The following is a 24,385-nucleotide window of genomic DNA, read 5'->3' as shown; positions in this document are numbered from 1 at the left end:
AGGCGTGGTTTCATCCAGACAAAGGGGGGGGGAGAGGCGGGCCAACCATGCGAAACGAGATGCCGTTGCGCGATGCCATCGTAAACCACTGTAAATGCACCTAAAAGGGAATCTGCCCCCTGTTACGTCTTCAGCGGCTATCCTTGGCACATGCCCACGTATCCACGTCCTCTGTCGTCGCGTCTGCCCCACGTTGGCACCACCATTTTCACGGTGATGTCGGCCCTGGCCAACGAGCACGGCGCGATCAACCTCTCGCAAGGTTTTCCTGATTTCGATGCCCCGGCTGACCTGCTGGCCTTGCTCAACGAGCACGCCCGGGCAGGGCACAACCAGTACGCCCCCATGACGGGCGTGCCGGCGCTGCGCGAGGCGATTGCGGCCAAAGTGGCCGCGCTCTATGGTGCGCAATACGATGTGGACGCCGAGATCACGGTGACGGCCGGGGCCACACAGGCCATCTTCACGGCCGTGGCGGCGCTGGTGCATCCCGGCGATGAGGTGATCGTTTTCACCCCGGTGTACGACAGCTACGGGCCGTCCATCGAGCTGCAAGGCGGCAAGGTGGTGTACGCCGACCTCACGGTGCCGGGCTACCGTCCGGACTGGGATGCGGTCGCCCGCCTGATCACGCCGCGTACGCGCATGATCATCATCAACTCGCCGCACAACCCGACCGGCACCATCTGGACCGCAGAGGACATGGTGCGGCTGGAAGCGCTGGTGCGTGACACCGACATCGTCATCGTCAGCGACGAGGTCTACGAACACATGGTCTATGACCAGGCTCGGCATGAAAGCGTGCTGCGCTACCCCGGGCTGGCCGAACGGGCGGTGGTGGTGTCGAGCTTCGGCAAGACTTACCACGTCACGGGCTGGAAGATCGCCTATTGCCTGGCCCCGCGCGAGCTGATGGCCGAGTTCCGCAAGGCCCACCAGTTCATCGTGTTCACGGTGCATGCACCCAGCCAGTACGCGCTGGCGGCGTTCATGAGCAAACCGGGCTGGTACGAGCAGCTCAAGGCGCTGTACCAGGGCAAGCGCGATATCTTCCGCCAGGCGCTGTCGGGCTCGCGCTTCGAGTTGCTGCCCTGCCAGGGCACCTACTTCCAGTGTGTGAAGTACGGCGCCATCAGTGAAGAGGGCGACCGGGCTTTCGTCGAGCGCCTCACCCGCGAGCACGGGGTGGCGGCCATTCCGGTGTCGGCCTTCTACCCGAATGGCGATGACCATGGCGTGATCCGCTTCTGTTTTGCCAAGTCCGCCACCACGCTGGAAAAGGCCCTGGAGCGGCTCATCCGCCTGTGATCCGCTGCGGTGGGTCGCATTCCGCACGTAAACACGCGACAATTGAGGTTTACCGATTCGGCCCTGCGGGGCCCTGTGAACCTGTGACGACCTCTTCTTCTGCCATGTCCGATACGCCCAACGAGTCCACCGTACCTGAGTCCGATGCCGTTGCCGATGGCACTGTCGCTGCCGCTGCGCCGGGCAAGAAGGCCCATGAGATGTCGCTGGTCGAGTGTGCGGATCAGCTGAAGGCCCGCTTTCCGGCTTTGTTCGGTGGTGCCCCGAAGCCATTGAAGCTGCGTATCCAGGTCGATATTCAGGAGCGCGCCCCGGGCGTGTTCCCCAAGTCGACCCTGTCGGCGTTTTTCCGCCGCTATACCGGCAGCACGGGCTACCTCGTGGCCGTGACCCGCGCCAAGAGCCGTTTTGACCTCGATGGCCAGCCGGCCGGCGAGCTGACCGATGAGCACCGCGACGTCGCCCAGCAGGAGCTGACCCGTCGCCGCGCCATCACCGAAAACCGCCGCGCGGAAGAAGAAAAGGGTCGCCGCGAGCGCTCGGCGCTGCTGCGTGATTTCGAACGCACGACGCTGACCCCGGCCAATTTCTGTGCCCTCAAGGGCATCCCTGCCGATCAGCTGGAGGCCGTGCTGGCTCAGGCCCGTCAGGAAGCGGCCGAGCAGCCCGCCCAGCCGCGTCACCCCCACCCCCGTGAAGGCCAACCGCGCGGTGAGCGCCGCGAGGGGCGCCCGGGTCAGGGCCGGGGTGGTCGCCGCGAAGGTGGTGGCGGCAAGCGTCCGCCGCGCGCCTGAGTGAGCGTCACGGCCTGATCAGGCCGTGAACAGCCGACGGGCATGCAGCCCCAGACCGGTGGCCACCGAGGCCAGCCGGTCGCCGCGCACGGCACGTGCTTCGGGGAAGGCGGCTTCCAGCATGTCGGTCAGCAAGGTCAGGCCAGTCGAGCCGCCGGTGAAATAGAGCGCATCGATGTCTTCGGGGCGCAAACCGGCTTGCGCGACCGTGTCCTGCGCACAGGCCACAATTTTTTCCAGATCATGCAGCAGGGCCTGCCCGGCCTGGCGGGCGTTGAGCTCGCTGTGCAGGCCGGCTTCGATCAGGCCCAGGTCGATGTCGGTTTCACCGCCGCCGGAGACGGCGATCTTGGCCGCTTCGGCGCGACCCACCAGGGCGTGGCCCAATCGCTCCAGCACCACCTTCATCAGGCGCTGGTGCTGTTTCGGGTCGCCATAAAAGTCGGTCATGGCACGCAACTCGGCCACGCGCGAAGGCTGGTACACGGTGTTGATGAGGTGCCAGGTCGTCAGGTCGAAATAAACGCGGCTGGGCACCGGGCGCGGCGGCTGACCATGGACGCTGGGGCCAAAGCCGCCGTAGCCGAGCGGCGGCATGATGCTGGCCAGCGAGATATGGCGGTCAAAGTCGGTACCGGCGATGTGCACCCCGTGGTTGGCAAGGATGTCATCGCGTCGGTCCAGGCGCTGCGCGCGCTGAGGGCCCACGCGCACCACCGAGAAGTCGGATGTGCCGCCGCCGATGTCGGCCACCAGTACTTTTTCTTCGTGCTGGGTGTGTTGTTCGTAGTCGAAGGCCGCGGCGATAGGCTCGTACTGGAACACCACTTCGCTGAACCCCACCGCACGGGCGGCGGTCTCGAGCGAGGCCTGTGCGGCCGCGTCCCGCGTGGGGTCGTCGTCCACGAAGAACACCGGGCGGCCCATCACCACCTGCTTGAGTGCGTCGCCGCCGGCGCTTTCGGCCACGGCATGCAGGTGGCGCAGGTAGCCGGTGATGATGTCGATGTAGCGCACGCCCAGGCCGTTGCCCACTTCGGTGGTCTGGTCGACCAGCGCCGTGCCCAGGATGCTTTTCATCGAGCGCATCAGGCGGCCTTCATAGCCGTCGATATAGGCCTGGACGGCGGCGCGGCCAAAGGTGCGCGGCAGGCTGTCGTCGATGTGCTTGCCGCGCCAGGTGCCGGGCGGCAGGTCGTCGGCATCGGTGCAGTAGAACACGGCCGTGGGCATGGTCAGGTTCTGGCCTTCCAGCGGCACCAGGCGCATGCCGCCGCCGTCCGCGTCGGTGCGGGAGATGGCAATGGCGGAATTCGATGTGCCGAAGTCGATGGCGCAGTAAGTCATGGCGTGCACTTAAGCAGAAGGCAGTGGGCGGGCGATTGTAGGGGCCAAGGGCGGCGGCAGGCTCGTGTACAGTGAAAACGATGACCTCGGCGTGTGTTTTGCCGCAGGTGGCTCATGACAGGCAGACAACGTGGCCATTACCCTGAAAAACGTGCGCTACTTCGTGGCGGTGGCAGAGGCGGAATCCATTTCGGGTGCGGTTCAGGACCTCAATATTTCCCAATCGGTGGTCACCGAGGCCATCAAGTCGCTGGAAGAAGACCTGGGCGCGCAACTGTTCCAGCGTCACGCCCGTGGCATGACGCTGACGCACGCAGGCTACCAGTTCCTGCGTCATGCCCACCAGATTCTGGCCTCGGTGCGCAATGCGCGTGAAGCCATGCGGGCCCGCCCGGATACCGTCACAGGGCAGCTCAACATTGGGGTCACCAGCCTGGTGTGCGGCTACTTCCTGCCCTATCTGCTGGACCGCTTTCGCAACACCTTCCCGCTGGTGGATGTGCGGGTGGTGGAAGACCAGCGCGAGTACATCGAGCACCTGCTGGTCAATGGCGAGCTGGATGTCGGGGTGCTGATCGTGTCCAACCTGGAAAACAGGCAGGCGCTGGAATCGGAGGCCCTGCTGGAGTCGGCCTACCGCCTGTGGCTGCCTGTGAACCACCCGCTGCTGGAGCTGGGGGCGGTGGCGGTGGACGAGATGTCCGATCAGGCCCTGGTCACGCTCAAGCTCGACGAGCTGGAGGATGTGGCGACCACCCTGTGGCGTCGCCAGGGGCTCAAGCCCTCGGTGGCCGTGCGGACCAGTTCGGTCGAGGGCTTGCGCAGCCTGGTGGCGACCGGCGCCGGCTTGGCGGTCATGCCGGACCTGCTGTACCGCCCCTGGTCGCTCGACGGGGACCGGCTGGAGGTGCGTCAGCTCATGGAGAAAACGCCTTCCCTGCAGGTCGGCCTGGTGTGGCGCCGCGGAGCCCGGGTGGCTGAAACCGCCCAGAACTTCCTGACCGTGGCGCGTGAATACAGCCGCAGCCACGGCTGATATCAATCTAATTTATAGAACGATACGCCATATCGTTCTATAAAACAGAATAAGTGGCGCCAATCCGGGGCGTTGGCGCACCCATTCCGTGATCCGGGATCTTTTCCCGGGCCGGCTGCGCGCTGGCCTGGTGAAACAGGGTCTAGCAAACGGTTTTTCAGATAGCTTGCATTGGTCAAGCTGACTTGGTGGGCCGAATGGCCGCTTTCAGAATGCGTTTCACCCCAGCGTTTTCTGTTCGTACCTGCCAATCCCACCAAGGAGAACCGAGATGAAGCCCAGTTCCTATGTCCAGGCCGGTGTGGCCGTTGCCAGCAGCCTCCTATCGATTTCCCTGATGGCTGCACCACCGACCACCCTGGGCAAACCCGAAGGCAAGCTCAGCATCATTGCCTGGCCGGGCTATATCGAACGCGGTGAAACGGACAAGGCCTACGACTGGGTGACCCAGTTTGAAAAGAGCACGGGCTGCCAGGTCAGCGTGAAGACCGCCGCCACCTCCGACGAAATGGTCTCGCTGATGAACTCGCCTGACTACGACCTGGTCACGGCTTCCGGTGACGCGTCGCTGCGCCTCATCTATGGCAAGAAGGTGCAGGAAATCAACCCCGCCCTGATTCCGAGCTGGAACACGCTGGACCCGCGTGTGAAGGGGGGCAACTGGTACACCGTGGGGAGCAAGGTCTATGGCACCCCGTACCAGTGGGGTGCCAACTTCCTGATGTACAACACCAAGGTCTTCCCCACCGCGCCGACCAGCTGGTCGGTGCTGTTCGAGCCGGGCAAGTTCCCCAATGGCCAGCCCAACAAGGGCAAGGTGCAAGCCTATGACGGCGCCATCTACATCGCCGATGCGGCCCTGTACCTGATGGCCAAGAACCCGTCTCTGGGTATCAAGGACCCGTACGAGCTCAATGAAACCCAGTATGCTGAAGTGCTCAAGCTGCTGCGCCAGCAAAAACAGCTCACGCACCGCTACTGGCATGACGTGACCGTGCAGATGAACGACTTCAAGAAGGAAGGCGTCGTCGCATCGAGTGCCTGGGGCTACACCATCAACACCCTGCAGGCCGAGAAGTTCCCGGTCGAGGGCACCATCCCGAAGGAAGGCGCCACGGGCTGGGCCGATACCACCATGCTGCATGCCCAGGCCAAGCACCCGGTGTGTGCCTACAAGTGGATGGAGTGGTCGCTCAACAAGAACCTGCAGTCGGCCTTGGCCGAGTGGTTCGGCTCCAACCCTGTCGTGGCGGATGCCTGCAAGACCAAGGCCCCTGGCGGCAGCGATTTCTGCGGCTCGAATGGCTTTGACCGCTTTGCCCAGATTCGCTTCTGGCGTACGCCGGTGGCCAAGTGCGCGACCCAGGGGACCTGCGTGCCTTACAGCCGCTGGACCACGGACTACATCGCCATCATGGGTGGCCGCTGAGCGGTCGTGAATCAAGTTTCTGGAGCGTGTTGTGTCGATCGCCGTGCAGTTTCAGCAAGTCAGCCGCCACTATGACCAGGTCAAGGCGGTGGACGACATCAGCCTGGACATCGCCGAAGGCGAGTTCTTCTCGATGCTGGGCCCCTCAGGGTCTGGCAAGACCACCAGCCTGCGGCTGATCGCCGGCTTCGAACAACCCTCCAGCGGGTCGATTCGCATCTTCGGGCAGGAGGCGGCAGGGTTGCCGCCCAACCTGCGGGCGGTCAACACCGTCTTCCAGGACTACGCCTTGTTTCCGCACATGAGCGTGCTGGACAACGTCGCCTATGGGCTGATGATCAAGGGCGTGGCCAAGGCCGAGCGCCACCGGCAAGCCGAGGCGATGCTCGACATGGTCAAGCTGGGGGCCTATGGCAGCCGTCGCCCGGCGGCCTTGTCAGGTGGGCAGCGTCAGCGTGTGGCCCTGGCACGGGCCCTCATCCTGCAGCCGCGTGTGCTGCTGCTTGACGAACCGCTGGGCGCACTGGACCTGAAGCTGCGCGAAGCGATGCAGACCGAGCTGAAAGCCCTGCAGCGTCGCCTGGGCATCACCTTTGTCTATGTCACCCATGACCAGGGTGAAGCCATGTCGATGTCGGACCGCGTCGCGGTGTTCAACAAGGGGCGCATCGAACAGGTGGATGCGCCACAGGCGCTCTACAACCGCCCGGCCACGGCATTTGTCGCTGATTTCGTGGGTGGCGCGAACGTGTTTGGACAGGCCTTGGCATCCCGTCTGTTCGCGCAGCCGCAGGCCTTTGCGGTGCGCCCCGAGCGCATCCGCCCGGCAGGCCAGCTGGATGGCGACGTGATGACAGTCGAGGGCCGCCTGATCGACATCCAGTACCTGGGCGCGACCAGCCGCTACGAGATCGACATCGCGGGCGAGAAGACCATGGCCATGGTGCTGCCCAATGCAGAAGGGGCGGCGCAGTGGCAGGCTCCGGTAGGCGAGGTGCTGACGGTCGCCTGGCCGCGTGCAGCCATCCACCCGGTCGCGGAGTGAGCAGCCATGGTGCGCGCCTTTGATCCCTCCTTGAGCCTGTGGCAGCGCTGGGGCGCGGCGGTATATCGTCGCCCCGGTTTGCAACTGGCCTTGCTGCTGGGCCTGCCCCTGTTGTGGTTCCTGGTGGTCTACGTCGGTTCGCTGGCCACCTTGCTGGTGCAGAGCTTCTTCACCTTCGATGACTTCACGATGGAAGTCACGCGGGATTGGACCCTCGACAACTACCGGCAACTGCTGCAACCCGCCAATTACGACGTCGTGCTGCGCACGGTGCTGATGTCGATCGCGGTGACGGTGGCCTCTGCCGTGCTGGCGTTTCCGCTGGCCTATTACATGGTGCGCTATGCGCGGGGCTGGCAAAAGGGCTTCTTCTATGTGGCGGTGATGCTGCCCATGTGGGCCAGCTACATCGTCAAGGTCTATGCCTGGACCGTGCTGCTCGCCAAGGACGGCATCATCTACTGGCTGGTGGGGCTGTTGGGCTTGAGCGGGCCATTTGATGGCCTCATGCAGATGGACTGGGTGGGCGGCAACTCGCTGGCCACCTCGCATCTGGGTCGCTTTGCCGTCTTCACCTACATCTGGCTGCCTTTCATGATCCTGCCCGTGCAGGCCGCCCTGGAGCGTGTGCCCGGCAACCTGCTGCAAGCGAGCAGCGACCTTGGGGCCAGCGGTGCCCAGACCTTCCGCCATGTGATCCTGCCTCTGGCCATTCCGGGCGTGGTGGCCGGCTCCATTTTCACTTTCTCGCTGACCCTGGGCGACTACATCATCCCGCAACTCATCGGGCCGTCCGGTCTGTTCATCGGCTCCATGGTCTACACCATGCAGGGCTCGATCGGCAACCTGCCCCTGGCCGCCGCGTTCACCGTGGTGCCTGTGGTCATCATCGCGCTGTACCTGACGGGCGCACGCAAACTGGGAGCCTTCGATGCACTCTGATCTGAACCGCGCCCCCTGGTGGCTCAAGCTGATGGCTTTCGGGGTGGTCGGCCTCCTGTTCCTGCCGCTCGCGGTCATCGCTGTCTACGCCTTCAATGCCGAAAGCGCCGGCTACAGCTTTCCGCCCAAAGGTTTCACGCTGGCCTGGTTCGGCGCGGCGTTTGCCCGAGAGGACGTGATGTCGGCCATCGGTCTGTCGCTGCGCCTGGCCAGCCTGGCGACCTTGCTGGCGATCGTGCTGGGCACCCTGGCATCGCTGGCCCTGTATCGGCGGGACTTCCTCGGCAAGGATGCCATCACCATGATGCTGATCCTGCCGATTTCCCTGCCCGGCATCATCACGGGGCTGGCCCTGTTGTCGGCCTACCGTCTGGCTGAGCTGCCCTCGGGCTTCTGGACCATTGCCATCGGCCATGCCACGTTCTGCGTGGTCGTGATCTACAACAACGTGGTGGCCCGCCTGCGCCGCATGAGCTACAGCCTGGTCGAGGCGTCCATGGACCTGGGTGCGTCGGCTGGTCAAACCTTCTTCCATGTGGTGCTGCCACAGATGGCCACGGCCTTGCTGGCGGGCGGCATGCTGGCCTTTGCGCTGAGCTTTGACGAGATCATCGTCACGACCTTCACCGCAGGCAGCGAAGTGACGCTGCCGATCTGGATGTTGAACCAGTTGACTCGTCCGCGTGACGTGCCCATCACCAATGTGGTGGCGCTGAGCGTGATGGCGATCACCGCGCTGCCGATTCTGGTGGCGTATTACCTGACCCGCGGCACGGAAGACATCGCCGGCAGCGGCAAGTGAACGATCGAGGTGCTTATGGAAAAAACATTGCAGACCCGCATGCTGATTGGTGGTGAATTCGTGGCCGGGCAAGGCGAGGCCGAGCGCATCATCAACCCGGCGACGGGAGAGTTGATCGTCGAGATCGCCGAAGCCAGCCTCGAGCAGGTGCAAGCCGCGGTGGCGGCAGCCCAGCGGGCCTTCGGTGCCTGGGCTCGTACCACGCCAAAAGAACGCTCGGAGCGCCTGCTGGCGCTGGCCGCGGCCATCGAATCGCGGGCGGCCGAGTTCGCCCGGCTGGAGTCGCTGAACTGCGGCAAGCCTTATCACCTGGCCCTCAATGACGAGATCCCTGCGGTGGCCGATGTGTTCCGCTTCTTTGCGGGCGCCGTGCGCGCGCAGACTGGTGCACTCGCTGGTGAATACCTGCCGGGGCACACCAGCATGATCCGTCGGGACCCGCTGGGGGTGGTGGCCTCGATCGCGCCGTGGAACTACCCTTTGATGATGGCCGCCTGGAAGATGGCGCCCGCTCTGGCTGCGGGCAACACCGTGGTGCTCAAGCCCTCCGAGCAGACCCCGCTGTCCACGCTGAAGTTGGCAGAACTGGCGGCGGGCCTCTTCCCGGCCGGTGTGTTCAACCTGGTGCTGGGCCGTGGCGAAACGGTGGGCAGCCCGCTGATCTCGCAGCCTGAAGTCCGCATGATCTCCATCACGGGCGATGTCTCCACCGGTCAGCGTGTGCTCGAAACCGCTTCCCGTTCGCTCAAGCGCACCCACCTGGAATTGGGTGGCAAGGCGCCGGTCATCGTGTTCGATGACGCCGATATCGCCTCGGCGGTGGAGGGCATCCGTACCTTTGGCTACTACAACGCCGGTCAGGACTGCACGGCCGCGTGCCGCCTGTATGTGCAAAAGGGCGTCTATGAACGCTTCGTGGCCGATCTGGCCACAGCGGTGGGCTCCATCAAGTTCGGTCCGCAGCGCATGGAAGGCGTCGAGATGGGGCCGCTGATCTCCGAGCGCCAGCGTAGCCGGGTGGCGAGTTTCGTCGAGCGTGCCGAGCAGCAAGCGCACATCGAGATCGTCACGGGTGGTCGCATGGACTCCGGCCCCGGCTTCTTCTTCCAGCCCACGGTGATCGCCGGCGCCCGCCAGGACGACGAGATCGTGCGTCGCGAAGTCTTTGGTCCGGTGGTGTCGGTCACACCGTTTGACGATGCCGAGCAGGTGATCGGCTGGGCCAATGATTCCGACTACGGTCTGGCCAGCTCGGTGTGGACGCAGGATGTGGGCAAGGCCATGAAGGTTTCAGCCGAACTGCAATACGGCTGTACCTGGGTCAACACCCACTTCATGCTGGTCAACGAGATGCCGCACGGTGGCATGAAGCGCTCCGGCTATGGCAAGGACATGTCGATGTATGCGCTGGAGGACTACAGCTGCGTGCGCCACATCATGATCAAGCAGTGAGCCGGCTTCGGTAGCCCGACGGCGTGCAGCCTTCCCAGCGCTGAAAGGCGTGGATGAAGGCGGCCGCCTCGGCGTAGCCAAGCTGGTGGGCAATGGCCTCGATCGATTGGGTCGTCTGCCCCAGCAGGTGGCGCGCCTTTTGATGGCGTGCCTGCCCGAGCAGGTCGCGAAAGTTCGTGCCTTCTTCACTCAACTGCCGCCGCAGGGTGCGCTCCGACATGTCGAAGGAGCGGGCCACCTCGGCGGCGTTCGGATAGCTCTGCGTGAACAAGGCCAGATGGGCCACCACGCGGTCTGACAGGTCGGTCAGTTCGGCCTGCTGCGCCACCAGTTGCTGATCACACAGCTGTCGGTACATCGCGTGCGACACGGGGTCCGCCGAGGGCAGTCGCCACTGCAGATAGTCGTTGCGGATCCAGAAGCGCGCCTGGCGCTCGCCAAACCGCACCGGGCAGCCAAAGAACGCCTCATAGGCCGAGGCCTCTGCAGGCGTCGCGTAAGGAATGTCGATCTGCTCCGCCTGCAAGCTCAGGCCCATGGTCGACTGGATATCCCGGATCATCTTGTAAGTACCCGCGATCTCGCCATCGATGCGCAGCCGGTAGGCCGGCGCCGCCATGGGCAGCGGGTCGAGCACCAGAGCGCTCAGCCTCTCCCCGGGCGTGAAGCTCATGGTGCTGTAGAGGTAGGTCAGCTGCTGGTAGCGCACGCCGGCCTGGAAGGCCTCGTAGATGGAGGGGCAGGTCATCAGCAGCATGACCAGTGGCCCATACCCGCCCAGACCGAAGAAATTGCCCAGCTTCAGTCCCGCGGTCGGGTCACGCAACTGGCCCGCCAGGTCGCTGTAGATCTGCAGTTCGCGCACCCGTTCGATACGGGTGCCAGGGTCCAGTGTGTCCAGGCTCAGACCGTGGCGCGCCAGCACCGGGCGTGGGTCCTCTCCGAGCTGCTGCAGCCCCTGCACCATGTACATCAGTCCCAGGATGGAGCGCGTGCTCATAGCGTGGCTTGTGGTTTCCCCGAGGTTTGGCCGAAAAGATCAATTTCGTGGCGAATCTAACATGGTCTGTGGCATTCGGGATCGGCACCATCCCGCCCATTGCTCACGCATCAACCGCTTTCCAAAGGTGCCTCATGACTGATTCGAACCCCTCTGCCGTCCGCCAGGTTGAAGTGGCCATCGCCGGTGCCGGCTTTGGTGGCCTGTGCATGGCCGTCCAGCTGAAAAAAGCCGGTATCCACGATTTCGTGGTGCTCGAAAAGGGCAAGGAGGTCGGCGGTACTTGGCGCGACAACCAGTACCCGGGCGCGGCCTGCGATGTGCAGTCGCACATGTATTCCTATTCCTTCGAGACCAAGCCGGACTGGACCAAGCGTTACGCGCCCTGGAACGAAATCCAGCAGTACATCCTGGATGTGACCGCCAAATACCAGTTGCGCCCGCACATCCGCTTTCAGCAGGAAGTGGTCAGTGCCGTCTTCAACGAAGGTACAGGCCGCTGGGTGATCAAGACGGCCGCCGGCGACACCATCATGGCCCGCTACTGGGTGCTGGCTTCCGGCCCGCTGCATGTGCCCGCCATCCCGGACATCAAGGGTTTGAAAGACTTCCAGGGCAAGGTCATGCACTCGGCCCAGTGGGACCACGGCTACGACCTGCGTGACAAGCGGGTGGCGTCCATCGGTACGGGCGGCAGCGCCATCCAGTACGTTCCGGAAATCGCACCGAAGGTCAAGCAGCTCCATGTGTTCCAGCGTACGGCGGCCTGGGTGATCCCGCGTGACGAGCGTTCGTACTCGGCGCTGAGCAAGAAGATCTTTGCCGCCTTGCCCTTCACGCGCACGTTGCACCGCTGGCGCTGCTACTGGACCAATGAATCGCGCGTGTGGCCCATCCTCAACCCCTGGATGGCGGGCATCGGCGAGTTCTTCCTGAAGAAGTTCATAGCCTACCAGGTCAAGGACCCGGCGTTGGTCAAGAAGCTCACGCCCGACTACACCCTGGGCTGCAAGCGCGTGCTCATCTCGAACAAGTGGTTCCCCACCTTCAATCGACCGAACGTCGAGCTGGTGACCGATGGCGTCAAGGAAATCCGCGCCCACAGCATCGTCACACGGGACGGCGTTGAGCGCCCGCTGGACTGCATCATCCTGGGCACGGGTTTCGTCGTGGATCCGCGCATCTACATGAAGGGCTTCGAACTCAAGGGCCGTCGCGGCCACACCCTGGCCGAAGACTGGAAGACCAGCCCGACGTCCTACCTGGGCATCACCACGGCCAACTACCCGAATATGTTCCAGCTGGTCGGGCCGCACACCGGCCTGGGCCACAACTCCATCATCTTCATGATCGAGGCGCAGGTCGACTACATCATCAAGTGCATGCAGCTGGTCAAGCAAAAGGGAGTGGACTACCTGGATGTGAAGCCCGAAGCCCAGAGCCGCTTCCTGCAGGACATCACCGCGGCCCTGCAAGGCACGGTGTGGAGCTCGGGCTGCAAGAGCTGGTACCAGACCGCCGACGGCATCAACTTCGCGATCTGGCCGAAGTCCACCTGGCGTTACTGGCTGGAGACCCGCACGGTTGAACAGGCCGACTATGAATGGGTGCAATGCGGCCGTCAGCGGCCCGAGCAGGATGCTGCGCTGGCCCAGAATGCGGGGTAAGACATCCGCCTGTTGTGTGTCATCGGGTGGGGCAGGCGCCTTACCCGGTAAACTGATGTTCCAACACAGGACATCAACCGCGACATGGCCGCCGCTTCCAAGGGTCAAACCCAGCCCATTTTCGATCTCAAGAGCGCCACGCTGACGCTGGTGGCCGTGGTCCTCAAGACCACGGACCTGAAGGCATTCAAGCAGGAGCTGGCTGCCCGCTTTGATGGCACCCCCGATTTCTTCAATCACGATCCGGTGGTCGTCGACCTCACGGCGGTGGCGGCCGAGCTGACCCCGCTGGACATGGGTGCGCTGGTGGCACTGCTGCGCGGCTACCAGATGTTGCCTGTGGCCGTGAAGGGCGGCAACGAACGCCAGATGGCCGACGCGCTCGCCGTGGGTCTGTCCGAAGCCCCCGAAGTACCCGTTCAGCCGCACCGCGTGGAGACCGTGGTGCAGGAAGTGGTCCGCGAGGTCATCCGTGAAGTGCCGGTCGAAGTCCGTGTCGAGGTGCCGGTGGCCGCTGCGCCCGTGCCCACCCTTGTGATCGACAAGCCCTTGCGCTCTGGCCAGCAGGTCTACGCCAAGGGCGGTGATCTGGTCGTGCTGGCCGCCGTCAACAACGGGGCCGAAATCATCGCCGACGGTCACATCCATGTGTATGCGCCCTTGCGCGGCAAGGCCATCGCCGGGGCCCGTGGCAACACCGATGCCCGCATCTTCACCACCTGCCTGGAGCCTGAGTTGATGTCGATCGCCGGCATCTACCGCACGGTGGAAACCGACCTGCCCGCAGACGTTCGCGGCAAACCTGCCCAGATTCGCCTGGATGGCGAAAAGCTGGTCATGGAACCGATCAAACTCAATTAACTCGCCTATTCAATAAAAGGACACGTGACCAATGGCCAAGATCGTCGTGGTGACCTCCGGCAAGGGGGGGGTGGGCAAGACCACCACCAGTGCCAGTTTTGCTTCCGGCCTCGCCATGCGGGGCTTCAAGACCGCTGTGATCGACTTCGACGTCGGTCTGCGCAACCTCGACCTGATCATGGGTTGCGAGCGCCGTGTGGTCTATGACCTGATCAACGTGATCAATGGTGAGGCCAACCTCAACCAGGCCCTCATCAAGGACAAGCAGTGCGAGAACCTCTTCGTGCTGCCGGCCTCGCAGACCCGCGACAAGGACGCCTTGTCCAAGGAAGGCGTGGAAAAGGTGCTGCAGGACCTGGCCGAGATGGGTTTCGATTACATCGTCTGCGACTCTCCTGCGGGCATTGAGACCGGCGCCCTGCTGGCCATGCACTTCGCCGATGAGGCGCTGGTGGTGACCAACCCGGAAGTCTCTTCCGTGCGTGACTCCGACCGTATCCTGGGCATGCTGTCGTCCAAGACCAAGCGCGCCATCGAAGGTCAGGAGCCCATCAAGGAGCACCTGCTCATCACCCGCTACAACCCCGCCCGTGTGAAGGATGGGCAGATGCTCTCGCTGGAGGACATCCAGGAGATCCTGCGCATCAAGCTCATCGGTGTCATCCCCGAGTCGGAAAGCGTGCTGCACGCGTCCAACCAGGGTCTGCCGGCCATCCATCTGAAGGACACGGATGTGTCGGAAGCCTACAAGGACGTGATCGACCGCTTCCTGGGCGAGGACAAACCCATGCGGTTTGTCGAGGCAGTCAAGCCCAGCCTCATCAAGCGCCTGTTCGGAGGGAAGTAACCCATGTCATTTCTGTCCTTCTTGATGGGGGAGAAGAAAAAGACCGCCAGCGTGGCCAAGGAGCGTCTGCAGATCATCCTGGCCCACGAGCGCAGCGGTCGCTCCGACCCCGACTACCTGCCGGCCTTGCAGCGTGAACTGGTGGCCGTCATTTCGAAATACGTCTCGATCAGCGCCGACGACATCCGGGTGCACCTGGAGCGCCAGGACAACCTGGAAGTGCTGGAAGTGAAGATCGAACTGCCCGAAGTGAACCGCTGAAGCCACAAGCCCGCGCGAAATTCACGACCCCGACCGACTCTGACGGTGCGCACCGCTTCAAAACAGTGAGAATGGTGTCGATATGTTTTACCGTACTGGTACGTTGGGGTCGAGAATGGACGAGGTTTCCGAGCGGTTGACCGCCTCGATGGGCAGCAAGGTCGTGACCCGCAACGGACCGGCCTTGCATGGTCTGGATGACATCTGGCGCGCAGCCAACAGCGAGCACCGGCTGGGCCATGACACCCGCCTGGGTGAGACCCTGGTGCAGCATGGTGTGGTCACCGGCGCAGCGGTTGAGCGTGCGCTGCTGACCCAGCGACGCGGCCCGCATCGCCCTCTCGGGCAGATCCTGCTGGCCCATGGCGATGTGGTCGAGGCCGATCTGCAGATTGCGCTGGCCTCGATGGATGGCATGCCTGTGGTCGACTGCCAGGGTGTCAGCCCTGACGACGACGCGCTGCGGGTGGTCCCCCAGGCCGTTGCCCTGCGCCTGCGCGCCCTGCCCCTGATCCGTCGGGTGGGCAGCCTGGTCATCGCGCTGGAAGACCCCTGGAGCCGCCCGGCTCTGGACGAGTTGTGTTTCCTGACCAACCTGCGCATCCTCCCCGTCATGGCGCTGCCGGGCACGCTTGAGCAGGCGCTGAGTGATGCGTATACGGGCCTGACCGCCCGCGCCCAGCGTGAGCACAGTGCCGATGTGCGTGAGCTGGCCGCCGAGCTGGCCGGCGAGGTGCCCAACAAGACCGATGACAGCGCGGCCGAGGTCATCACCGAGTCCAGCAACACCCTGGTTCGGCTGGTCAACACCATCATCGAAGACGCCATCAAGCGGCGCGCTTCCGACATCCACATCGAGTCGTTCAACCCGCATGGCCAGGTGCTGGTGCGCTTCCGCATCGACGGGGCCCTGGTGGCCTACCTGGACCTGCCGTCCTACTACCGCGCTGCGTTGGTGGCGCGTCTGAAGATCATGTCCGACCTGGACATTTCCGAGCGTCGCAAGCCGCAGGATGGCAAGATCGATTTCTCCCGTTTCGGGGGCTCGGCCATGGAGCTGCGTATCGTCACGGTACCGACGCTGCATGGTGTTGAAAACGTGGTGTTGCGCCTGCTGTCGGGTAACAAGCCGCTGCCCATTGAAGACATCGGCCTGAGCCCGGCCAACCTGGTCACGCTCAAGGAGCGCATCAGCAAGCCTTACGGCCTCATCCTGATCTGCGGGCCCACGGGCTGCGGCAAGACCACCACCCTGCACTCGGTGCTGCGTGAGCTCAACCAGGGCGACCGCAAGATCTGGACGGCCGAGGACCCGGTGGAAATCTCGCAGGAGGGCTTGTGCCAAGTGCAGGTCAATGCGCGCATTGGCTGGACCTTTGCCGCGGCCATGCGCACCTTCCTGCGCGCGGACCCGGACGTGATCATGATCGGCGAAATGCGCGATCAGGAAACGGCCAACATCGCCATCGAAGCCTCGCTGACCGGTCACCTGGTGTTTTCGACCCTGCACACCAACTCGGCGGCCGAGAGCATCGCCCGGTTGCTGGAAATCGGGCTCGACCCTTTCAACTTCTCTGATTCGCTGCTGGCCGTGCTCGCGCAGCGACTGGTGCGGCGTGTCTGCCCCTCATGTGGCATCAGCCGAGAGGCCAGCCAGGACGAGATCGACACCATGCTGCACGAGTACCTGCTCAGTGCCCATGATGCCGGCATGCCCAGCAGCGAAGCGCTGCTGCAGAGCTGGCGCAGCCAATATGGCGATGCCCAGGGCCGCATCACCTTGCGGCACAAGGGGCCCGGGTGTCCGCATTGCAACCAGCGCGGCTACAAGGGGCGCATGGGCATCCACGAGTTGCTGGTGGCAGATGACACCATCCGCCGCCACATTCGCCGGCGCGCCTCCGCGGCGGAGATCCTGGGGTCGGCCTTGCAGGCCCACATGCGCACCCTGCGTCAGGATGGCATCGAGAAGGTGCTGCAAGGTCTCACCGACCTCAAGGAAGTCATGGCAGCCAGCAACGCCTGAGCGGCGTCAGAAGCGGTAATCGGGGTTCGCCGGGTCGAAGTCTATCGCCGTGAAGTGCGCAGGCTGGATCTTCTCGAACCACACCCGCTCCTGCAACCGGCCTTGTTCGTCCCATGATTCGATCTGGCGCACCCAGGGCTGCTGCAGGTCCAGGTACAGGCGTGTCTTGTGGGCATAGCCTTTGGGCAGGCCGGCCGGCGTGACCCAGGTCACGGCCAGTACCCGCTGACCTGCCAGTTCGCTCACCTCGATCAGGTCGGGCTCCAGGCGCACACCAGCCTGTTTGCGGCGCGCCTGCTGTTCGTGGAGGATGTCCACGATCGACTGCAAGCCGATGTCGCGCACCGAGTGCTGCGAGTTCGACCTCGCCAGGCTGCCGTCCAGCGGCGTCCACATCGACATCACATTGAACAGCCCCGCCAGGTGCCCATACATGGCGTCCTTGCGGCGGGTCTCGTCGTAAATCATCTCCTGGCCCGCCTTGGGGCCGCCCTTGAGCCAGGCCATGTAGACCTGCCTGGGGTTGTGCCGGTACTTGATGTAGTGCACAAACGGCTTGTCGTTCCAGCCATCGGCCAACTGCTCCTGCCGCCGCATCCACAGTTCGTATTCCGCCAGGGCGCGGGTGCCAGCTTCCAGCCGGCTCAGGAGCCCTTCCGAACCCAGGCGTGTGGCGGTCTGCACCAGGGTCTGGTCATCCAGAGGGCGCCAGTCGGCCGTCAAGCTCGGCTCTGCAGCGGCGGCGTGCCCTGCCATCAGGCCTGGCAGCAGGGACAAGGTGAGCAGGCAGGCGAACAGGAATCGGGCGCGGATCGACATGGGCTGTGACGCTGGGTTGACGGCAAGGATGTCATCTTCCCGGCGGGGTGCAGCGCTGTCGACCATCGCTGACGACAGCCGCTGTCATGGCCGATGCCCCGGATTTGACGCAGGGCAGAAGGGCTGCTGAATCTCCCCCGATCTACGGGTTAGGCCCTATAGGTGCAGGTGTCCGAATTCCTATACTGAAACTAAACAGACGAGTACGACAGCGCTCACCAAGGGCGCGATGAGGAGACCTGTGCCATGCTGGCTGCATACATCACCCACCCCGACTGTGTCCGACACGACATGGGCCCCCAGCACCCGGAGTGCCCTCAGCGTCTGGGCGCCATCCAGGACCAGTTGCTGATCAAGGGTCTGCTGGACTACATGGTCCCTTATGACGCGCCCTTGGCCACGCCCGAACAGCTCGGGCGCGCGCACTCGTCCCTGTATGTTCAGGAGCTGATGTCACAGTCGCCCTCGGAGGGCCTGATCCAGGTCGACCCCGACACCAGCATGGGGCCCTTTACCTTGCGCGCTGCCCTGCGCGCGGCGGGCGCGGTGGTTGAAGCGACCGATCTGGTGCTGGGCGGGCAGGTGGGCTCGGCCTTCTGTTCCGTGCGTCCGCCCGGTCACCACGCCGAACGGGCTGCCGCCATGGGCTTTTGCTTCTTCAACAACGCGGCCGTCGGCATTCGACACGCGCTCGACGTGCATGGCCTGGAGCGGGTCGCCCTGATCGATTTCGACGTGCACCATGGCAATGGCAGCGAGGACATCTTCCGTGGCGACAGCCGGGTGCTGATGTGCTCCATCTTCGAAAAGGGGCTCTACCCCTTCAACGGCGACAAGGCCACGGGCCCCAACATGGTCAACGTGGGGCTGCCAACCCGATCCGGCAGCGATGCCTTCCGTGAAGCGGTGACCGATCACTGGTTGCCCGCGCTCAATGCATTCCAGCCCCAACTCATCTACATTTCAGCTGGTTTCGATGCGCACCGGGAAGACGACATGGGCAACCTGGGGCTGGTCGAGGCTGATTACGAGTGGGTCACCGAGCGCTTGATGGAGGTGGCCGAGCGGCATGGCCAGGGCCGCATCATTTCCTGCCTGGAAGGGGGCTATGTGCTCAGCCCCCTGGGGCGATCGGTTGCCGCGCATGTGCGCGCACTGATCGGCGCCTGAACCTCAAAGCTATTGCATGGACCAGCATTACCTCACTCCGCTTTTCGCCCCTCGCTCCATCGTTGTGCTGGCCGGAACGGCCCAATCGGAAGAGGACTGCTGTCCGCAGGCTGCGACCTTGCTGCAGGCCCTCAAGGCTCAGCGGTACACGGGCTCGCTGCAGTTCGTGAATACCGAGACCAGTGGGACCCTGGCCGACCTCATGGGCATCAAGGCCGATCTGGCCATCATCGCCTTGCCAGTTCCCGAGGTGTCGGCCGCCATCGATCTGGCTGCCCGCATGGCCTGCCAGGCCATCATGGTGCTGTCCAGCGGGGTGGATGTCGACCAGGCCCAGGTCTGGCACAAGCAGGCCCGCCGTGAAGGCGTCTACCTCATGGGCCCGAACTGCATGGGTTTTCAACGCCCAGCGCTGGGGCTGAACGCCAGCACGCTGGGGCCGCTGGCCAACAAGGGGCCGCTGGCGCTGGTGTCCCAGTCCGGCTCGCTCACCTCGTCCATGCTCGACTGGGCGGCCAAGAATGCAGTCGGCTTTTCCGCCGTCGTGTCGTTCGGCCCGCATTCCAGCGTGGGCATGGCCGAAGCCCTGGACTTCCTGGCCAACGATCCGCAAACCCAGAGCATCCTGGTCTACATGGAGGGCATCTTTGACGCCCGTCGCTTCATGAGTGCCTTGCGCTCGGCGGCCAATGCCAAGCCGGTGATCGTGCTCAAGGCCGGGCGTCGTGCCGTGGTGGTCGAGTCTGCCCGCACCGACAGTGCGCTGATGGTCGGCAATGACGAGGTGTTCGATGCCGCGTTGCGACGTGCCGGCGCCGTCAGGGTGAAGTCTTTTGACGAGATGTTCTCGGCGGCCAAATGTCTGGCCACCCGCTCACGGCCGGTCGGCAAGCGCCTGGCCATCGTCACCAATGGCGGCGGGCCGGGTGTGCTGGCAGCCGACTGGGTCGATGACATCGATCTGAGCCTGGGCCAGCTGTCCGCTGAAACGGCCGCTGCGCTGCAGTCCGTCTTGCCGACCACCGCCTCGGTGGTCGACCTGATCGACCTGTCTTACGACGCTTCCCCCGAGCATTTCAAGCAAGCCATTCAGGCGGCCAACCGGGACAGCAGTGTCGATGGCGTGCTGGTGATCTACTCGCCCAAGCCAGGGGCCGATGCCTGTGCCTATGCACAGGCTGTGGCGTCGAGCAAGGCCAGCTTGTCCAAGCCCATGCTCACCTGCTGGATGGGCGACACCTCGGTGGCAGATGCCCGGCTGGTGCTCAACGAGGCCAATATCCCGACCTTCCGCACGCCCGAATCGGCGGTGGGCTCCTTCGGCAACCTCAGCTCTTTCTATCAAAACCAGAAACTGCTGCAGCAAACGCCACCTCCGTTGTCCACCCTGGCCAAGCCTGACATCGAAGGGGCGCGCCTGCTGATCGAGGGCGTGCTGGCCGAGCGCCGCAAGATCCTCACGGAGATGGAGTCGAAGAGCCTGCTGTCGGCCTTCCATATCCCGGTGACCGAAACCATCCTGGCGCGCAGTGCCCATGAGGCCATGATGATCGCCTCCCAGCTGGGCTACCCCGTGGCGCTCAAGATCGACTCGCCCGACATCGCCCACAAGTCCGATGTGCAGGGGGTCGAGCTCAACATCCTCAACGGCACCGGGGTGCGCGACACCTATCACGACATGATGGAGCGCGTGAAGCGCTTGAGGCCTGATGCCCGCATCAACGGGGTCACCGTGCAGAAGATGGCGCGCACGCGCTCTGGTCGTGAAATCTGCGTGGGCGTGGTCACCGACGATGCCTTTGGTCCGGTCGTGGCCTTCGGCGCGGGCGGCACGATGATCGAGCTCATCAATGACCGGGCAATGGAGCTGCCTCCGCTCAACCAGTATCTGGCCCAAAGCGTCATCGAGCGTTCGCGGGTTGCCGACACCCTGGGCGAATGGCGCGGCATGCCTGCCGCAGACCATGCTGCACTGGAGCAGGTGCTCCTGCGTGTCTCTGAAATGGTATGCGAGCTGCCCCAGTTGCGCGAGATGGACATCAACCCCATCATCATCGATGAGGAGGGCGCCATCGCGGTAGATGCCCGCATCGTGGTCGACAGCGCGCCGCATGCCATCGGAGGTCGCTCCGGGGTCTACAGCCATCTGCCCATCCTGCCGTATCCGGCTCGTTTCGAGCAGGTCTGGCCGATGCGTGGGGGTGGCGAGTACACGGTGCGCCCGATCCACACCGAAGACGCACAGATGCTGCAGGATCTGGTCCACAGCCTGTCGCCGGAAAGCCGCTATTTCCGCTTCGTGTCGAACATGATCGAGCTGCCACCAGCCATGCTGGCCAAGCTCACCCTCATCGACTACGACCGCGAAATGGCGCTGGTCGCGGTGTACCGCGAGCGTCAGGCGCAAGACGATGGCGAGATCATTGAGCGCGAGCGCATCGTCGGGGTGTCACGCTACATCACCAACCCGGATCAGACCAGCTGCGAGTTCTCGCTGGTGGTGGCCGATGACTTCAGTGGCAAGGGCCTGGGCAGCCGCCTGATGGAAAGCATCATGGACGTCGCCCGCGAGCGTGGGCTGACCGAAATCGTCGGGCTGGTGCTGACCAACAACGACGGCATGTTGCGCTTGATGCGCAGCCTGGGCTTCTCGGTCAAGGCCTATCCGGACGACCCGGACTTCCGCGTCGTGACCCACCCGCTATGAGCCAGACCTCACGCCGAGGCGGCCAGGCGCCACAGTGAGGTGACTTCGGCCGCGCGGGCCTGGTGCAGCGGGTCGTCGGCATCTTGCGCCTTGGCGTGACGCGGGCGGGCATCGAGCTTGCCGATCACGGTCAGGCCGGCTTCACGGATCCAGCCTTGCAGCTCATCGGGGCCGCGCAGGCCGAGGTGCTCGGCCAGGTCCGACATGATGAGCCAGCCCTCGCCGCCCGGCGCCAGGTGCGCCTTCAGCCCGCTCAGAAAACCGCGCAGCATGCGGCTGTCGGGGTCGTACACAGCGTACTCGATCGGTGAACTGGGCCGCGCGGGTAGCCAGGGTGGATTGCACACGATCAGGGCCGCCTGTCCGGGTGGAAACAGATCGGCCTCGATCACCTTGACCTGCTGGTCGAGTTGGAGCCGGTGCAGGTTGTCCTGCGCGCAAGTCAGGGCGCGGGCATCCTGATCGGTGGCGGTGATGCGGGGCACGCCGCGCGATGCCAGTACCGCCGCGAGCACACCCGAGCCCGTGCCGACATCAAAGGCCTCCTGCAAGCCCTTGGGCAGCGGCGCCTGCTTGACCAGGTCCACATATTCGCCCCGCAGCGGTGAAAACACGCCGTAATGCGCGTGGATGCGGCCCGACCCATGACCGTGCAGCGCTTCGATGGCCACCCCTTTCTTGCGCCACTCGTGGGCACCGATGAGGCCCAGCAATTCACGCAGCGAGGTCACATAGGGTTGGGTGCCTGGGCCGTAACCTTCCGTGCAGGCCTGTCGCGCATCGGGCGCTCGGCGCAGCGGGATGGTGTGGTCCGCGTTGAAGGGGATCAGCAGCATGCCCAGGATGCGGGCACGGTGTCCTTGACTTTGGCGGTGCTTGTGAAACGCTTGCCCGGCACTGGTGGTGTCCTGTGCCGTCGCTGGAGTGGCCCCTCGTCTGGGTCCCGTGTGTTTGTCGAGACGCCGGGTCAGGGCCTGCAGCAGGTGGCGGGCATTCTGAAAATCACCGTTCCACAACAGGCCCGTGCCTTCGCAAGCGAGCTTGTAGGCCTTGTCGGCAGGCAGCGTGTCGTCCACGAGTTGCACCCGTTTGGGAGCAGGCATGGCCGATTCCGAGCGCCACAAGGCGCTGGCCGGACGACCGTCATGCAATGTCCAGTGGAGGAGGGTGTCTGCGCTCATGAGGGGCCTGGATGGATAGGCTGGCAGTGTACGACCCACCACCAGTGCTGCCATACGGGGTGGCGCACATTTTGCATGCCTCTATCGCAAGAGTAGAAGCGTTCACCAGATTGGGGCATCCGTGCACCCAAACTGGCCGGGAATTGCTCTTGAGGTCCGTGCCCAGCCGAGGCAACAGGTCTTCAGGAGTTGTGCGAGTCAGCCACACCCGGAGCTTCTGTGCTGTTGCCCCTGCTGCGCGGCCCTGAACTTCCCAACGAACTGTCCGTCAGGCCTCATGCCTGGCTTCAGGAGCTTTGCACCATGAACACCACCACCACTTACGAACTGGCCGAACTGCAGAAAGAAGCCCGCATGGGCGCTGAAGGTTCGGAGACCACGGCACGCCGCGTTCCCGTGATCGATCTGAGCAACTTCGAGGCGCGTCGCGCCGAGATCACCGAGCAACTCTGGGATGCCGCCGTCAACGTGGGCTTCTTCCAGTTGGCCAACCATGGCGTGCCGCTGGCCAAGGCGCGTGAAGCGTTCGCCATGAGCGAGAAATTCTTCGCGCTGCCCAAGGAGGTCAAGGCCCAGTACCCGCTGTCGCGCAACTCGGGTTGGGAAAGCCTGGCCCAGGTCCGTCCGTCTACCGGCGTACCTGACCAGAAGGAGAGCTACCAGATCACCCGCCCCCGCATGGCAGGCCTCTATCCCAGCGAGGCAGAGCTGCCTGACTTCAAGCGCACCATGCTCGACTTCGAGCAAACCACCTGGGCGGTGGGCATGCAGGTGCTGTCCTGCTTTGCCGACAAGCTGGGTTTCGATCGCGATTTCTTCACCCGGGCACACGACCCTGCCAGCGACAACTACCAGAGCACGCTGCGCCTGCTGCACTACTACGGCATCCCGGCCGATATCCAGGACAAGCTCGACTACGTGCGTGGTGGCGCCCATACCGACTTCAACTGCCTGACCCTGCTGTTCCAGCGCGAAGGTCAGGGTGGCTTGCAGGTGTGCCCAGGCAAGGAGTTCGAAGCGCAGGAGTGGACCTCGGTGCCGCCTCGCGAAGAGCTCATCACCTGCAACATCGGCGACATGCTGATGCGCTGGAGCGACGACCGCCTGCTGTCCAATTTCCACCGTGTGCGCAACCCGCAACCCGGCGAGTACATGGGCGCGCGCTACAGCATCGCTTTCTTCTGCCAGGCCAATACCGACATCCTGATCGAGTCGCGTGAAGGCAAGTACCCGCCCATCACGGCGGGCGACTACCTGGCTCAGCGCGTGAAAGCCAACTACAACAAGAAGTACTGAGCGCACGAGGGGCGAGCTGACGGTTAGGATCTCGAGCTTGTGGATGCAATGACTTCGAGATGACGCCAACCGTGATGCCGCCCCCTTCCCTGGTTTGACGGACTAGGGGCTGTAACCATTGCGACCGGATACTCGATGAGTTCGTCTGGTGTGAAGTCGCACTACTCAGTGCGAGGATTCCTGAGCTTTGGCTAGGATAGCTAAGTTGCCATTGATCTTGGCCACCTTGATTCGGGTTAAGGTCTTTTGGGTACTCACGTGGTGGTGTATGGAGCGGTGATGGCTCAAGCCAACGACTCTCACGCAGCAAACAAGTGAGTTTGCGACGCATGGCCAATGCCGCCAGGGCCGTATCTGCGATGCACTAACGTCGAGTTGGAATGATCGTGGATTCG

At 63.9% G+C, this 24,385-nt stretch carries 20 protein-coding genes; 16 read left to right on the top strand and 4 right to left on the bottom strand.

The genetic code is table 11. The features are described 5' to 3' along the window. The first annotated feature begins 150 nt into the window (after positions 1-150). The gene (locus tag ACE3PH_RS13635; RefSeq protein ID WP_374319937.1) at positions 151-1,308 is read left to right on the top strand and encodes a pyridoxal phosphate-dependent aminotransferase; all 1,158 of its coding nucleotides are present in this window, start codon (positions 151-153) and stop codon (positions 1,306-1,308) included. An 83-nt stretch (positions 1,309-1,391) separates the two neighbouring features. Continuing rightward, the gene (locus tag ACE3PH_RS13630; RefSeq protein ID WP_374319934.1) at positions 1,392-2,102 is read left to right on the top strand and encodes a ProQ/FINO family protein; all 711 of its coding nucleotides are present in this window, start codon (positions 1,392-1,394) and stop codon (positions 2,100-2,102) included. Between the two features lie 18 nt (positions 2,103-2,120). Here the strand turns inward: ACE3PH_RS13630 and ACE3PH_RS13625 are convergent, their stop codons facing one another. Then, positions 2,121-3,449, bottom strand: a complete 1,329-nt coding sequence (locus ACE3PH_RS13625; RefSeq protein ID WP_374319931.1) for an Hsp70 family protein — start codon at positions 3,447-3,449, stop codon at positions 2,121-2,123. Positions 3,450-3,579: 130 nt separating this feature from the next. Between ACE3PH_RS13625 and ACE3PH_RS13620 the strand changes: the two genes are divergently transcribed. From ACE3PH_RS13620 to ACE3PH_RS13595, 6 genes are all read left to right on the top strand, one after another. Then, entirely contained in the window at positions 3,580-4,485 is a 906-nt protein-coding gene (locus tag ACE3PH_RS13620) for a LysR family transcriptional regulator (RefSeq protein WP_374319928.1), read from the top strand. A 271-nt stretch (positions 4,486-4,756) separates the two neighbouring features. Beyond that, positions 4,757-5,914: an ABC transporter substrate-binding protein gene (locus tag ACE3PH_RS13615; protein WP_374319925.1), complete on the top strand. Its 1,158-nt coding sequence runs from the start codon at positions 4,757-4,759 to the stop codon at positions 5,912-5,914. Between the two features lie 31 nt (positions 5,915-5,945). Continuing rightward, positions 5,946-6,959 (top strand): ABC transporter ATP-binding protein, encoded by a 1,014-nt coding sequence (locus ACE3PH_RS13610; RefSeq protein WP_374319922.1) that lies wholly within the window; start codon positions 5,946-5,948, stop codon positions 6,957-6,959. Positions 6,960-6,965: 6 nt separating this feature from the next. After that, positions 6,966-7,901, top strand: coding sequence for an ABC transporter permease (locus ACE3PH_RS13605; protein ID WP_374319919.1), 936 nt, complete (start codon positions 6,966-6,968; stop codon positions 7,899-7,901). Continuing rightward, positions 7,891-8,703: an ABC transporter permease gene (locus ACE3PH_RS13600; protein WP_374319916.1), complete on the top strand. Its 813-nt coding sequence runs from the start codon at positions 7,891-7,893 to the stop codon at positions 8,701-8,703. The genes ACE3PH_RS13605 and ACE3PH_RS13600 overlap by 11 nt, the downstream gene beginning before the upstream one ends. A gap of 39 nt (positions 8,704-8,742) precedes the next feature. Continuing rightward, positions 8,743-10,155 (top strand): gamma-aminobutyraldehyde dehydrogenase, encoded by a 1,413-nt coding sequence (locus ACE3PH_RS13595; protein ID WP_374320037.1) that lies wholly within the window; start codon positions 8,743-8,745, stop codon positions 10,153-10,155. Here the strand turns inward: ACE3PH_RS13595 and ACE3PH_RS13590 are convergent. Continuing rightward, positions 10,145-11,155: an AraC family transcriptional regulator gene (locus ACE3PH_RS13590; RefSeq protein WP_374319914.1), complete on the bottom strand. Its 1,011-nt coding sequence runs from the start codon at positions 11,153-11,155 to the stop codon at positions 10,145-10,147. The two genes, ACE3PH_RS13595 and ACE3PH_RS13590, sit on opposite strands and share 11 nt — an antisense overlap. Positions 11,156-11,289: 134 nt before the next feature. Here ACE3PH_RS13590 and ACE3PH_RS13585 point away from each other — a divergent pair, with 134 nt between their 5' ends. From ACE3PH_RS13585 to ACE3PH_RS13565, 5 genes are all read left to right on the top strand, one after another. Further along, positions 11,290-12,822, top strand: coding sequence for a flavin-containing monooxygenase (locus ACE3PH_RS13585; protein ID WP_374319911.1), 1,533 nt, complete (start codon positions 11,290-11,292; stop codon positions 12,820-12,822). Positions 12,823-12,906: 84 nt separating this feature from the next. Further along, complete coding sequence (gene minC, locus ACE3PH_RS13580; RefSeq protein WP_374319908.1) at positions 12,907-13,683, top strand: septum site-determining protein MinC; 777 nt, start codon at positions 12,907-12,909, stop codon at positions 13,681-13,683. A 31-nt stretch (positions 13,684-13,714) separates the two neighbouring features. Beyond that, a complete protein-coding gene (gene minD, locus ACE3PH_RS13575; protein ID WP_374319906.1) occupies positions 13,715-14,530 on the top strand; it encodes a septum site-determining protein MinD in 816 nt (271 codons plus the stop codon). Positions 14,531-14,533: 3 nt separating this feature from the next. Then, complete coding sequence (gene minE / locus ACE3PH_RS13570; protein ID WP_374319903.1) at positions 14,534-14,791, top strand: cell division topological specificity factor MinE; 258 nt, start codon at positions 14,534-14,536, stop codon at positions 14,789-14,791. Between the two features lie 115 nt (positions 14,792-14,906). Then, positions 14,907-16,817, top strand: a complete 1,911-nt coding sequence (locus ACE3PH_RS13565; protein WP_374319901.1) for a GspE/PulE family protein — start codon at positions 14,907-14,909, stop codon at positions 16,815-16,817. A 6-nt stretch (positions 16,818-16,823) separates the two neighbouring features. Here the strand turns inward: ACE3PH_RS13565 and ACE3PH_RS13560 are convergent, their stop codons facing one another. Next, a complete protein-coding gene (locus ACE3PH_RS13560) occupies positions 16,824-17,636 on the bottom strand; it encodes a DUF1571 domain-containing protein (RefSeq protein ID WP_374319899.1) in 813 nt (270 codons plus the stop codon). 246 nt (positions 17,637-17,882) lie between these two features. Between ACE3PH_RS13560 and ACE3PH_RS13555 the strand changes: the two genes are divergently transcribed. Continuing rightward, a complete protein-coding gene (locus ACE3PH_RS13555; RefSeq protein WP_374319896.1) occupies positions 17,883-18,806 on the top strand; it encodes a histone deacetylase family protein in 924 nt (307 codons plus the stop codon). Positions 18,807-18,822: 16 nt separating this feature from the next. Then, positions 18,823-21,513: a GNAT family N-acetyltransferase gene (locus tag ACE3PH_RS13550; protein ID WP_374319894.1), complete on the top strand. Its 2,691-nt coding sequence runs from the start codon at positions 18,823-18,825 to the stop codon at positions 21,511-21,513. 8 nt (positions 21,514-21,521) lie between these two features. On the opposite strand, the gene ACE3PH_RS13545 is transcribed toward ACE3PH_RS13550, so the two are convergent. Next, the gene (locus ACE3PH_RS13545) at positions 21,522-22,694 is read right to left on the bottom strand and encodes a methyltransferase (RefSeq protein ID WP_374319891.1); all 1,173 of its coding nucleotides are present in this window, start codon (positions 22,692-22,694) and stop codon (positions 21,522-21,524) included. A gap of 303 nt (positions 22,695-22,997) precedes the next feature. On the opposite strand from ACE3PH_RS13545, the gene ACE3PH_RS13540 reads away from it, so the two are divergent. After that, complete coding sequence (locus tag ACE3PH_RS13540; protein WP_374319888.1) at positions 22,998-23,990, top strand: isopenicillin N synthase family dioxygenase; 993 nt, start codon at positions 22,998-23,000, stop codon at positions 23,988-23,990. Positions 23,991-24,385 lie beyond the last annotated feature (395 nt).

The organism is Aquabacterium sp. (assembly GCF_041909175.1).
Taxonomy (GTDB): Bacteria; Pseudomonadota; Gammaproteobacteria; order Burkholderiales; family Burkholderiaceae_C; genus Aquabacterium.
Note: the sequence above shows the minus strand (reverse complement) of the source record. Positions and strands in the feature narration are given on the sequence as shown.

Coding starts and splice junctions, on each gene's coding strand:
- ACE3PH_RS13635 (WP_374319937.1), top strand. CDS start 151: ATGCCCACGTATCCACGTCCTCTGTCGTCGCGTCTGCCCCACGTTGGC.
- ACE3PH_RS13625 (WP_374319931.1), bottom strand. CDS start 3,449: ATGACTTACTGCGCCATCGACTTCGGCACATCGAATTCCGCCATTGCC.
- ACE3PH_RS13615 (WP_374319925.1), top strand. CDS start 4,757: ATGAAGCCCAGTTCCTATGTCCAGGCCGGTGTGGCCGTTGCCAGCAGC.
- ACE3PH_RS13605 (WP_374319919.1), top strand. CDS start 6,966: ATGGTGCGCGCCTTTGATCCCTCCTTGAGCCTGTGGCAGCGCTGGGGC.
- ACE3PH_RS13600 (WP_374319916.1), top strand. CDS start 7,891: ATGCACTCTGATCTGAACCGCGCCCCCTGGTGGCTCAAGCTGATGGCT.
- ACE3PH_RS13595 (WP_374320037.1), top strand. CDS start 8,743: ATGCTGATTGGTGGTGAATTCGTGGCCGGGCAAGGCGAGGCCGAGCGC.
- ACE3PH_RS13590 (WP_374319914.1), bottom strand. CDS start 11,155: ATGAGCACGCGCTCCATCCTGGGACTGATGTACATGGTGCAGGGGCTG.
- ACE3PH_RS13585 (WP_374319911.1), top strand. CDS start 11,290: ATGACTGATTCGAACCCCTCTGCCGTCCGCCAGGTTGAAGTGGCCATC.
- minC (WP_374319908.1), top strand. CDS start 12,907: ATGGCCGCCGCTTCCAAGGGTCAAACCCAGCCCATTTTCGATCTCAAG.
- minD (WP_374319906.1), top strand. CDS start 13,715: ATGGCCAAGATCGTCGTGGTGACCTCCGGCAAGGGGGGGGTGGGCAAG.
- minE (WP_374319903.1), top strand. CDS start 14,534: ATGTCATTTCTGTCCTTCTTGATGGGGGAGAAGAAAAAGACCGCCAGC.
- ACE3PH_RS13565 (WP_374319901.1), top strand. CDS start 14,907: ATGGACGAGGTTTCCGAGCGGTTGACCGCCTCGATGGGCAGCAAGGTC.
- ACE3PH_RS13560 (WP_374319899.1), bottom strand. CDS start 17,636: ATGTCGATCCGCGCCCGATTCCTGTTCGCCTGCCTGCTCACCTTGTCC.
- ACE3PH_RS13555 (WP_374319896.1), top strand. CDS start 17,883: ATGCTGGCTGCATACATCACCCACCCCGACTGTGTCCGACACGACATG.
- ACE3PH_RS13550 (WP_374319894.1), top strand. CDS start 18,823: ATGGACCAGCATTACCTCACTCCGCTTTTCGCCCCTCGCTCCATCGTT.
- ACE3PH_RS13545 (WP_374319891.1), bottom strand. CDS start 22,694: ATGAGCGCAGACACCCTCCTCCACTGGACATTGCATGACGGTCGTCCG.
- ACE3PH_RS13540 (WP_374319888.1), top strand. CDS start 22,998: ATGAACACCACCACCACTTACGAACTGGCCGAACTGCAGAAAGAAGCC.